Source organism: Peribacillus sp. TH27 (assembly GCF_016650915.1).
Lineage (GTDB): Bacteria > Bacillota > Bacilli > Bacillales > DSM-1321 > Peribacillus > Peribacillus butanolivorans.
This window is the reverse complement of sequence record NZ_JAEKEV010000002.1, coordinates 3,388,103-3,400,448: the sequence shown is the minus strand read 5'-3', so window position 1 is coordinate 3,400,448 and position 12,346 is coordinate 3,388,103. Positions and strand designations below refer to the sequence as shown.

The window sequence follows — 12,346 nt, the reverse complement described above, 5'->3', positions numbered from 1 at the left end:
CCCTATCCGGTGTTGTTAAAGTACTGATAGATCAATGATAATACAAAAATATAATTTCGGGAAATGGGGTCTGACCCCTAAAGGAGGAGAGTATGGAGCGGGAGTTGTTGTTTGTTGGGGAGCGACTGGCAGGATTTTTGGATGCCGGGAATTCGGATGATTCGGATGTGGTAAATCAAGGGCTTCAATTATACCGTCAGGGGCTTGTTGATCTTAAAGAGGAAGCGGTGGATACAATTACTGCTGAGGTGCAGGATGTCACTCGCTATAAGGCAAGGTTGAATCTTCTCTTCCCTCAGGATGGAAGCTGTACATGTGATTCCAGGTTTATTTGCCGGCATCAAATGGCAGTTTTCTTTTCTGCGTATTCGGAATACGCTAGTGTTTCCGATTGGCTAAGCGAATGGAACGCACCAAAGAATACCACACCCGCCCAAGCTTTACAGCAAGTAAAGCGGGCAAGTGAATTACTTAAACAAGTAGAGGAGAAATCCATTATCTTAGATAAAAGCTATCCATCATGGAAGCAATTCGTGAACGTTACCTTCACGGAACAAGTAGAGCCTCATTTAGGCGCACCAACTTATGTGATTGAAAACCATATACAGACCTACTTTAAACGTCTCAGTTCCAAGGCCCCCATGGAACGGGAATGGAAGCTACTTTATCATTTTGTTACACAATTTTGCACAATGCAGCTGACACTGAGAATGATTCAGTTACATAAAAGTCAGACGCAAACGATCCGTGTCTTTTATGCACTGGCCGTCGATCTTGCAGAAGAGCTGCATGAAACGGTACAGCCGCTTAGTCGACAGGCACGTCCCTTCGCCTTTGATCCTTTCGTTTTCAGCATCAAAGAAGATGTAGCGAAGCTACTGAATGGCGGGGAAGGCCTAGAATATGAAAAGATTGATCTCTATCGGGAGATTTGGAGCTTTTTGTTCACCACGTCCTCATGGCGTAAAGAGGAACTTGAACGGGTCAAGAGAGAACTTCCAGAACAGTATTTAGGTACGACTGAGCGTACCTCCTATTCTCTAGCAGCGATTCACCTATCCCTGTTAGAGAATCAGGATCATCAGGCGATCGAACTTCTCCATGAATTGAAGAAGGAAGCCTGTCCGTATATCTTTTATTGGCTGACTCTCCTGTCTGAATCAGACAACCGTTCACGGGCCATTCCTTTCATTGAGTTCATCATCGCTCATGTACAGGAGTTTTTGGAGGATCTGTCTGATTATTATCAGCGGGTGGATTTCGTTCGGACCTTTACGACTTTGATTAGCAGCTGCTGCTATAAGTTAAAGCGGACCGATTTGCTTGAAAAATTTTACCGAGCTACCCTTCCACACAGCTATTGGAACTACGCAAATTTCCTTTTTGAACAAGGACAATATAAAAAATGGGTGGAAATGCATATTTACTCAGATATCAGCATTGATTTAATCAGCAGTGAATCCATTAAAGAAGTGGTCTCTAAGGAACCTGAACTAATCCTGCCCCTCTATTACCATGCGGTTCAGGAAAAAGTGTCCTTGAAAAACCGTCCTGCCTATAAGCAAGCTGTTCGCTATTTAAAAAAGATGCGCACTATCTATAAAAAGAGTAAAAAAGAAGACGTATTCGAACGCTATATTCTATATGTAGCCGATTCAACGAAACGGCTACGCGCTTTCCAAGAAGAACTAAAAAGGGGTAAGCTAATCGATGTTTAATCCAGGAAAATTAAAAATCAAAATAGCGGCTCTCGAAAACGGAACCTACGTCCTTGGTGTCGTCAATGAAGAGAATAGCTTTCTCAACACGAATTATATTCGCAGACTGTTATTTAATTGGGATGACGCCAGCTTTTACGGTACTAAAATGACGACCGATACGATAGAAGGAAATCCAGTTTTCATTCTTGACGCTTGGGGTCTGCTCAATTTTTTTGCGAAGGAAAGCTTTAACTCCTTCATTGAATGGGAATGGTCCGAGATTTCCTCTCTTTGCCTGTCTGCAGCACCTGTTCTCCATGAATCCATTGAAGCAGGGATTCCCGTACCGGATTTCACTAATTTACAGTTGGATTCAATCGGCTGGAAGCTGCCGGAAGAAGTAGAGGAGGAATTTGTTCCTTCCTTTTGGGAAGAAGAAATCTCCTTGGACCTTCCTACACATGAAATGGAAACCAATCGAACTTTTATCGAGAAGTGGTATAATGGTGCCGCGAATATGTATTTAAAAAACTACTCACCGATGCAGCATAAATGGAGCGAAGCTGTCGGAGCATTAAAGGATTCACGACTTTCTCCTGAAGAATTGCAGGCCTTTTTCGACAAAGACAGCTGGCAGGAGTGGCTCGGCGCCCAGCATGATCCTAAACCATTCACTATAGGCCTTCGGTTAACTGAGCCCCCGGATGGTGATGGACCTTGGATACTCGATGTCACCCTTCGTTCCAAAAGAGATGAGAATATCATCGAAACATATACAGGAAAAAAACTTCCACGTGGCTGGAATAAGTACGCAAGCGATGTGGTGCGTGCTACTAAACGCTGGCAACTCGTCGTGCCCTGGCTTGGAGAGAATGGGCGTCTAAAAAGAGAGCTTTCGGAAACCGACGCATGGGAGTTTTTGACCGATGCTAGCGAAAAATTACTGTTTCTTGGTGTTGAAATTCTTCTTCCATCCTGGTGGCTAGCCCTGAAAGAGTCCACTCTCAAGGTGAAAGCGAAAGTAAAAAGCCAATCGAATCGGGGCCCCTCTTACGTCGGCCTTAAAGCATTAATGGACTTTGATTGGCGGTTCTCCCTGAATGGTAAAGAGCTCACTGAGGCGGAGTTCGAGGAGCTCGTCAATGAAAAACGCAGACTCGTTTATATTCGCGGCCAATGGGTTAAACTCGACCCAGCTTTCATTAAGCAAATTCAGGAACTGATGGAAACAGCCAATGAAAAAGGAATTCAATTGTCGGATTTGCTGCAGCAAGAGTTATTGAACAGCACAGAAGAGGATGCCGATGATGATTCAGAAAACGACGAAATGCTCCGAATTCAATTTGAATTGAATCAAGAGCTTCGTAAAATGGTGGGAAGACTGCAGGAAACAAAAAACATTTCCATCCTGCCCATTCCTAAGACACTTCAAGGCGATTTGCGTCCCTATCAAAAACTCGGCATGAGCTGGCTGCTTTTTTTAAGAGAGCATGGTTTTGGAGCTTGTCTTGCAGACGATATGGGGCTCGGGAAAACCGTTCAGATGATTGCCTACCTACTTCATGTGAAGGACACTGAAGGAGCCCTTAAGGAGCTCCCTATTGCCTCGAAGGACGAACAAAAGAGTGAACCGATCATTGTCGACGAAGAAAGTAACACGGAGAGCAGCGATGAGGTAGAAATAATTACCTCCATTCCAGAACTTGTTTCAGTTCAATCAGCCCTTATCGTCTGTCCGACATCCGTTCTTGGCAACTGGCAAAAAGAATTAGAAAAATTCGCGCCCACACTTAAGGTTCATCTTCATTACGGATCTAATCGAGCTAAAGGTGAAGCCTTTGCTAAAAAAGCAGCTGGCCATGATATCGTTTTAACTTCATATGGCCTGACCCACCAAGATGTGGCTGAACTGTCTTCCATCCATTGGAGCAGTGTCATCCTTGATGAAGCACAGAATATCAAGAATGCCCAAACGAAGCAATCCAAGGCGGTTCGCAAGCTTAATGGCAGTCATCATATCGCCTTAACGGGTACGCCAATGGAAAACCGTTTAAGCGAATTATGGGCAATCTTTGACTTTATTAACAAAGGGTATCTTGGAACGCTTGGTCAATTCCAGGAAAAATATGTGGCGACCATCGAACGTGAAGAACAGAAGGGTAAAATCAAGGAATTACAGCGCTTGATTCAACCATTCTTGCTCCGCCGGACAAAACGTGATAAAGAAGTCGCTCTGAATCTTCCGGATAAGCAAGAGCAAAAGGAATTCGTTCCGCTTACCACCGAGCAAGCATCACTGTATGAACAGCTAATCAAGGATACCTTTACTGATATCGAACAGCTGTCGGCCTTTGAACGAAAAGGCATCATACTGCAAATGCTTAATAAACTAAAGCAACTTTGCAATCACCCTGCTCTTTATTTAAAAGAGACGGAAAAAGAAAACATCCTGAAGGCACCTAACCGCTCTGGCAAACTTGAGAAACTGACTGAGCTTGTCGACGCTGTCCGCGAACAAGATGAAAGCTGCCTCATTTTCACTCAATATATTGGGATGGGCAACATGATGAAGGAATTGTTAGAAAAACGGTATGGCTTTGAAGTTCCCTTCCTGAATGGGAGTGCGAACAAAAAGCAACGTGATGATATGATTACTCGATTCCAAGATGGAGATTTTCCAATCTTCATTCTATCGTTAAAAGCAGGTGGCACAGGACTTAATTTAACAGAAGCAAACCACGTCATTCACTATGATCGCTGGTGGAATCCAGCTGTTGAAAATCAAGCTACAGACCGTGCCTATCGAATTGGACAACAGCGGTTCGTTCATGTTCATAAGTTAATATGCACAGGGACACTGGAAGAAAAAATCGACCAGATGCTTGATAAAAAGCAAGCACTAAACGACGAAATTATCAGTAGTGACAACTGGATCACTGAACTTTCCACAGAGGAAATAAAGGACTTAGTTGCACTTCAATAATGTACTCACACTCAAAAAAAACCTCTCACGATACGAAGATGAATGAGGGCAGGGTGTTAGCTTATTAAGACATAAAAAAAGGGAGAATACATATTCGATATGTATTCTCCTTTTTTATTCAAAAAGCGCCGATTAATACTGCAATTTTTAACTCTTAAAAACCTTTCATAGCTAGCAAACTAGTCTATAACCTTCTCCGATCCAGTTTATTTAAAGCAATCCTTGCTTTGACCCTGTTCATTCATCAAAGAACCTTTCTTCTAATAGCGTAAGGAATGATTGCAACACGGGAGATACCCATCTGGATCTATGATAGATGACATGACTCTTTATAAATCCTGGTACTTCGATTGGCTTGAACGCTAATTGGTTTTTTTACAATTCTCTTTCACAACACAGAGGCACTAGTGGAGAAGAATATCATTTAAAAAGAAAGGGTTTGAGTTATCACCAGAAATGGAAAGGGAGATAATGAAAACAGATCAAAACTATCCTGTAAGGCTAATACATGAATTTGCATAGTTTTAACTGCAATAAGAAAGGGAAAATTGCATTTCCTCCTTAAATATAGATTATCCAACTGGGTAATCTACTTCTTTTCCAGATTAGTTTAGTTCGAATTCAGATGCCATTTATCTGTTTCAAAACATCGATTTCACCATATAGAGAGCCGTAATCCAGATGATGATTGCAGATGTTTTATTTAATATTCCAAGGAATTTGCCAGACGTATCAACCTTTTTTAGCAATCGTCCCGCAAGACATAATCCATGGAACCAGCACCATGATACCACGATGCATGTTGCCGTGAAAATCGTTTTATCCGTTCCGGAATAAACAAGTGAACTCGAACCGATTACACCTATCGTATCTAAGATTGCATGTGGATTCAGTAGTGATACGGATAAAGCAAATACAATTTGCTTTTTGGTGGACATCTGCATAGTTTGAGCATCTGACCGTGAGTTCGCTTTGGCAAACCAAATCTGAAAACCCATATACAATAAAAATATAACTCCGATTATGATTAATGTAAGACGCAACCAATCATATTGCATGACAATCAACGAAACACCTAAAATAGCTAACAGAATAAGTACTGTATCACAAATGGCAGCTGTGATCGTTGCAGGCAATGCTTTTTTTAAGGTAGGTTGGGTTGCTCCTTGATTAAAAATAAATATATTTTGCACTCCTAATGGCAGTATCAGCCCTAATGCCAATAACAATCCATGAAAAAATGGTCCCATACGAATACCTCCCTCCATTCATATTCAGTATAATGAAAAAAACAAAGGGATTGACCATCCATTTGGTTGGTTTTCAATCCAACCAATTTATAATGAATATAGAACATGAAAGGAGTGGTTTTCGTATGTTTATCGAATGGAGACCAAACCGGCCGTCCAACCAATCTCTTCACCAACAAATAGTAGATTGGATGAAACAACAAATTACACGAGGGGAATGGCCAGTTGCTACCAAGCTTCCATCACAACGCTCATTGGCCGATTCTTTTGGCGTAAACCGAAGTACCATCATTACAGCTATAGATGAGTTGATTGCAGACGGACTATTAGAAACTAAGGTTGGGTCTGGCACATTTGTTTCGAATAACACATGGAATGTGCTCGTCTCCAGCAAACAGCCCGACTGGAAAAACTATGTCCGGAATGGCCTTCATGAACCTAATTTAAAAACGATTCAGGACATTAATCAGTATGAAACAGACACTGCCATCATCAGGTTAGGCACGGGGGAACTTTCTCCATCTCTATTGCCTACAAAAAAAATCGAAAAGACGTTGCAATCCACTTCTTTTGATGCCCACTCATTAGGTTATTCTGAACCCAAGGGTGATAAAAGGCTTCGCCAATGTATAAGTGTTTATTTAGAAACAAAAGGGGTCAACGCAAGCCCCAGCTCCCTCATGATCGTTTCTGGTGGGCTTCAAGCACTACAATTGATTTCAGTTGGTTTACTTCAAAAGGGATCAATGGTTTTACATGAATCCCCTTCCTATTTAAATTCTGTTCATCCTTTTCAATCTGCGGGCATGCACTTAGTAGGCTTATCAAAACAAGGCCGAGAAAGTATTCCCACACAAATAAAGCGCATCAATGGAAGGAAGAAAGCGTCACTGTTTTATACTGTTCCAACGTTTAACAATCCAACCAATACTACATGGACAAAAGAGGAAAGACTAAACCTCTTATCCATATGTAAAAAAGAGCAGATTCCGATTATTGAAGATGACGTATATAGTGACTTGTGGTTTGAAAAGGAACCGCCGCTACCTATAAAATCCCTTGATACAGATGGCCTTGTATTGCACATTGGCAGTATGTCCAAAACATTAAGCCCCGGATTGCGCATCGGATGGATTGCTGGTCCAATAACTGTGATTGAACGTTTAGCAGATATTAAAATGCAAATGGATTACGGGTCCAGTGCTCTTTCCCAACACCTTGTGGCAGAATGGTTAGCAAGTGATCAATATTCAAAGCATTTAGAGTGGCTAAGGCATGAGTTGATAGTACGTAGAGATTTTACATTAACTCTTCTCAATCAATATTTTAAGGAACTGGCTGAATGGCAAATACCTCAAGGCGGATTTTATATATGGTTAAAATTATGTAAACCAATTGTGAATCCAAACCTTTTCAAGCAAGCGATAAAGGAGAACATACTCCTTAATCCGGGGTACATATATGAACCAAATAACAATACACATCTACGGCTTTCTTATTCTTACGCCTCGGAGGAACAATTAGCTTATGGTATTCAAACCCTCTCAAAGATCATTCGGCGGTTGATTTAAATTCTTGAAGGATTCAGAAAGCCGACTCATCATGTTGAGACATAAATGGGAGCTGCCTGCAGCCCCATTCTTATTGACTGAACAATCAACAGGCAGTGGTAAGGAATCTTATCGAATTACTTTTCGAAAGTCACTACCCCTTTCACTGCTTACTAAGAACGCTAAAGAAGAGGATATCATGGAGTAGTGGCTTTCCTTTTTGCGGCCCACTCTTTCGGCCTGACTATGAAAAAAGAATGGTAATTTCCATGATTGATCATTATATGCTCTAGAATTGTAGTAAGCGCCTCTCCCTTATTCAGCTGATAATCCTCTGAAATTTCCTCAATGGTGATTTTTTCTTGATGAGGGTCATATTTGATTGATGTTTTAGCAATACCCTTTTCAAATAGCGAAAGGGTAACCTCCTGACAAAGCGGATAATCTTGATAGGCTAAATCTGTGCGGGGTACTTTTTCAAATGGAGAATTAACATGTTGAAGTGCATCAAAGAAACTCGGTTTTGTAATTGATAACTGGTCACTTGCTCTTTTTTCAAATTTAATGGTAATTCCGCGACTATATACCTTTTTGTTCAAACCCCTTTTATAATTCATAGATACCCTCCTATTTAGATTGGTTCTTTATACCTAATTCCTTTATCTTCTATTATATTCCTGCCAGAACCCGAAAATAAATTTTTTATCTCATAGATTTCGATATTAGCATGGTGAAAATACCATAAAGCTACTGAAAGCTTGTCGAAGAAATATGTGAAGATTTATTATGAATTACGAACAAAAATACATGTTCTACATCTTTGCAAAACATATATTTCTAAAATGGCAGTTGGAAGAAAAGCTGCTCAAACTTCACCTTTTGAAAATTCCACAGAAATTTTTATCATAGGTCTGAAATACGAAAAAACAGCCCCCTTGGATAAGAGGGCTGCCTTACGTTTATTTTTTGGCTTTTTGAATGTTAAATACTTTCTTCGATTCATTTCCGGCAAGATCGGTTACCTTAAATTCAAACTTATTGTTGCCTGGTTTAAGCGGTAGTTCCAAATCCTCTATCTTCTTCTTATAGGAACGCATTTTGTATGGTTCCTTGAATTCGTTATAGAATACTTCGCTTCCGTTCAAATAAAGGCGGATCTCATCGAAATTATCCTCTACTGTCACGTCCACTTTTGGATTTGACCCTTTGACTCCCACAGTTGCTGGCACACCTTTAACCTTTAAACCTGGTTTTGTTGTATCAACCATAATCGTCCGCTTAAAGGAAACCGTGTTATCCCATTTGTCTGTTGCTTTAACAGTAAAGCTTTGGACGCCATCCCCAAATTTCTTTTCAATAGAGAATTCATACTTATTCTTCGTTTTGTTATACGTTACAGGGACCTTTTTATTGTCGATTGTAAATTCCTTTATTTCCGACGCTTCTTCAATTTCACCTGTTATTTTGATTTTATTTTTATTGTTCACGCTTAAGGCTTCAGGACTTTTGATCTTAACAGCTGGTGCATTATTATCGATTGGAGCTGAATCAGTGGCCAATTCGGTTTCAGCTGCTTTTTCATTACCAGCGAAGTCTATTGCCACGACCTGTACCTTTTCCCCTCTTACATCAGGTAGAGTGAATTTTTTCGTATTCGCTGCAAGGGGCTCTTTAAGGATAGATTCACCATCGATTTGTACATCGTAATAGGCAAGTCCTGAACCATTTAAATTATCCTTACCTTGGATGGTTAACACCTTACCTATTTTCGAAATCTTAACTGTCGGCTCTAAGGTATCTACTTTGATAGGCATTTTATACGTCTGCCATTTTGCACCCTCGTAATCTATCATCGCTTTGATTTCAAAATAATAGACTCCATCTTTAGCGAGTGCATTATTAATTTTACCATCCCATTTACGGGCAGGATCAAGAGAGTAATAGGACCCTTTTCCGCCATCATAATAGTCCTTACGCACATTATTCTCTGTTCGAAGTTTCCGAACTGATTTGTTTGCACCATTCAATATATTGAATTCTACCTTTTTCGCATTCCTTAAGAATGATAGGATCGGCACGAAGTCATCCTGTGCTCCATCACCATTCGGGGAAATCGCAATATATTTACTATTAAATGTTTTTCCTGCAGGGTCGTACCCAAGATATGTGAAATCTTTATCTGCTGTCGAAACTCCTCCTGCCATGCCATAGAACGACTCTTTATCATACTTAGTTCCATCTAGGATCGGAGCCTTGTCCCATTCTCCTTTAAAACCTACATACGGAACATGGAGTTCTGGTTTAGTGTCAGTTGGATCCTTCAGTGTCACGAACCCTTCAACAAAATATCCATTTGGGAAGACCTTGTCAATGTCTACAAGAGTCTGAAGATCATCGCCAAGTACTTTTGCATTGGATATGTCCACTTTCACTTCAAATGTAACCGATTTTTTTGCAGGTACGGTAATCTTGTTTGTATTTTTATTATTGATTTTAATCGAAGCGTTCTGAATTTCCTGTGCCTCTAATTGGTTAGCGGAATAACCCAGTTGACCCTGGATAGCATAGTCTGTTTGGATATTTCCTTTTACATCATATTTGACTGCTTTGTTACTGAAGTTTTCAACCTTCAAAGTAAAGGCGAACTTATTGCCGATTTCCTTCATAGCAACCTTCGCTTCTTTCGTAAATGCCTCCGTCACGACAGCTGGTGTGGACAAAGCAGATTGTAGCTGCATGACTCCTGCTCCTTGCCTCCGAGGCGAGTAAGGATTTTTCCAACCAAGAGCATTATTGACGACACCTTGATCCGTTAATGGCTTTGAAGTATTCATCATCAGGTTCTTAGCCAAATTCGCCCGCGCAAATCCATTTAGTTTAAATTCTTTATCCACTCTTTCAAGAACCAGTGCAGAACCCCCGGATACATGCGGTGCCGCCATCGAGGTACCACTCATCATGCCATATTCATCATTGTTCAACGTCGAGTAAATTTGTCCACCTGGAGCTGTGATTTCTGGTTTGAAATCCAGATTCGGTGCGACACCCCATGAACTGAATGAGCTCATTTTCCCTGCTTCGGGATTTACAGCTTTTGTTTTATCACCATTAAAGGTAACCTTCACCTTTTCCCCTTCAGTTATGGCTGTTTTCAACTTTATTCCATCCGATTTCAACATAAACAACTGCGGAATCGTTATGCTTGGATCTGTAGCCATAGAAATATACCCATCAGCATTGTTAAAAATAATGACTCCTGCCGCTCCTGCTGCCTGAGCATTTTGGGCTTTTTCAATAAAAGAAAGCGTCCCGCGCTCAATAAGGGCAAACTTGCCTTTCACATCCACTTTCGAAAGCTCCCCTGGCGTCCCAAGACCTGCAACAACCAAGTCATATGTTTTATCCTTTAGAGCATTGGGATGTACGCTTGAAGCCGACATGAACGGTGCTTTCCCTTCCTGCCCTTTAATATCATAAGTAGCCGCATCTAAATCCATGAAGTTATTCTCGACGGATGCTACTTGTACCGAATCATGAGCAAGTCCAGGTGAACCTGAAACGCCGATATCCGGGTTTGAGGCCGTTGGGTTTGCAAACCCATTACCAAAATGAGCCGAGTTCCCTGCTGAAATCGACATGAGTATCCCATTATTCACAGCTCTCGAAACCGCCTGCTGCTCAGGATCTTCAGCTGATACAAAACCTGCAGTAGATCCTAGGCTCATGTTCAGCACATCTGCCCCAAGAATAATTGCATCATCAATTGCCTTAATATAAATATCGCCCCATGTTGTCTGCATAGCAGGATCATTCCCGAATACCTTTAAAGCAAGCAACTGGGCTTCAGGAGCGACCCCTTTAATGCCGCCATTCTCTTCATCCCCATTGGCTCCTGCGGTTCCGGCTACATGCATTCCATGCATCGAAGCCTCTTCACCAAGATCAAGGATTTCTTCATTTTCGTCCATGTAATTGTATCCATAAGGTACCTTCGCAGTATAATAGTTACCTAATAGATGGCTAGAATCCTTTATTCCACTAATTTCACTTTCAGTCAGTTCTGCTTTATTTTCATCGCTTAGAACCATATCACGGTGAGATGGGTCGATTCCAGTATCTATAATACCGACGACCATTCCTTCCCCTTTATAACCATACTCCCGCCAAGCTTCCTGAGCCTGGACAAGTTCTTTACTATAAATCATCTCCGGCTTTTCAACAGGACGTTCATATTCATTCGCTATATGTACTTCAGCAACTTCAGGCATGGCTTCGACTTTTTTAATTTCGCCATATTGAAGCTCTGCACTGAAACCATTTACCACTGTCGTAAAGCTTTCTAGTTCCTTGAATGCTATTTTTTTCTCTTTCACTTTATTTTTCACTTTTTTCTGGTTGGCCAACTTTTCGGACTTTAATTGTTGCCTCTTATTTTTAGATAGCTCTTTAAAAAGTTTCCCTTCCTTCGAAGCTATTTCTATTGCCGGGGCTTCCTTCATCTCTACGATGACCCTGACCTTCTCGTTACTTTTGTATTTCTTTTCCGTTTCGTTTTTCTTTAACTTTAAAATACTTTCCTGATTCTTCTTTCCAACGCTCGAACCGTTCGAAGGATCAGGGAGCTTGGCTGCGGAAACGGTTGCCGTAAATACTAATAGAAAGATTGCTAGAATGGACAAGCTACGTTTAATCAATGAACTTTTCCTCCTCTAAAATAATCAATTTTTGGAATTTTCTTACTAAGTATAAAAGTATCACAACCTTTGGGGTGATTTTAAGAGATAATAGTCACTATTTTCCTATTTCTAACTAGGATTTTGTTATTATTTTTCATATTTTAATAGATTTGTAAGAGAAACAAAA

General features: G+C 40.8%; 7 protein-coding genes. 4 read left to right on the top strand and 3 right to left on the bottom strand.

Going from position 1 to position 12,346, the window contains the following annotated elements; all coding sequences use genetic code 11:
* The first annotated feature begins 92 nt into the window (after positions 1-92).
* Both JFU24_RS17745 and JFU24_RS30380 read left to right on the top strand, forming a co-directional pair.
* Positions 93-1,718 (top strand): hypothetical protein, encoded by a 1,626-nt coding sequence (locus JFU24_RS17745; RefSeq protein ID WP_056524292.1) that lies wholly within the window; start codon positions 93-95, stop codon positions 1,716-1,718.
* Entirely contained in the window at positions 1,711-4,683 is a 2,973-nt protein-coding gene (locus tag JFU24_RS30380) for a DEAD/DEAH box helicase (protein ID WP_242485355.1), read from the top strand. Before JFU24_RS17745 ends, JFU24_RS30380 begins: the two co-directional genes overlap by 8 nt.
* Positions 4,684-5,324: 641 nt before the next feature.
* On the opposite strand, the gene JFU24_RS17735 is transcribed toward JFU24_RS30380, so the two are convergent.
* Positions 5,325-5,933, bottom strand: a complete 609-nt coding sequence (locus JFU24_RS17735) for a LysE/ArgO family amino acid transporter (protein WP_201222614.1) — start codon at positions 5,931-5,933, stop codon at positions 5,325-5,327.
* Positions 5,934-6,058: 125 nt separating this feature from the next.
* Between JFU24_RS17735 and JFU24_RS17730 the strand changes: the two genes are divergently transcribed.
* Both JFU24_RS17730 and JFU24_RS17725 read left to right on the top strand, forming a co-directional pair.
* Complete coding sequence (locus JFU24_RS17730; protein WP_201187438.1) at positions 6,059-7,504, top strand: aminotransferase-like domain-containing protein; 1,446 nt, start codon at positions 6,059-6,061, stop codon at positions 7,502-7,504.
* A gap of 4 nt (positions 7,505-7,508) precedes the next feature.
* Positions 7,509-7,691: a hypothetical protein gene (locus JFU24_RS17725; RefSeq protein WP_201250241.1), complete on the top strand. Its 183-nt coding sequence runs from the start codon at positions 7,509-7,511 to the stop codon at positions 7,689-7,691.
* Here the strand turns inward: JFU24_RS17725 and JFU24_RS17720 are convergent.
* Positions 7,681-8,100 (bottom strand): hypothetical protein, encoded by a 420-nt coding sequence (locus JFU24_RS17720; RefSeq protein ID WP_057216029.1) that lies wholly within the window; start codon positions 8,098-8,100, stop codon positions 7,681-7,683. The two genes, JFU24_RS17725 and JFU24_RS17720, sit on opposite strands and share 11 nt — an antisense overlap.
* A 342-nt stretch (positions 8,101-8,442) precedes the next feature.
* Positions 8,443-12,177 carry a S8 family serine peptidase gene (locus JFU24_RS30800; RefSeq protein WP_274607085.1) on the bottom strand — a complete coding sequence of 1,245 codons (3,735 nt, stop codon included), beginning with the start codon at positions 12,175-12,177 and terminating at the stop codon, positions 8,443-8,445.
* Positions 12,178-12,346 lie beyond the last annotated feature (169 nt).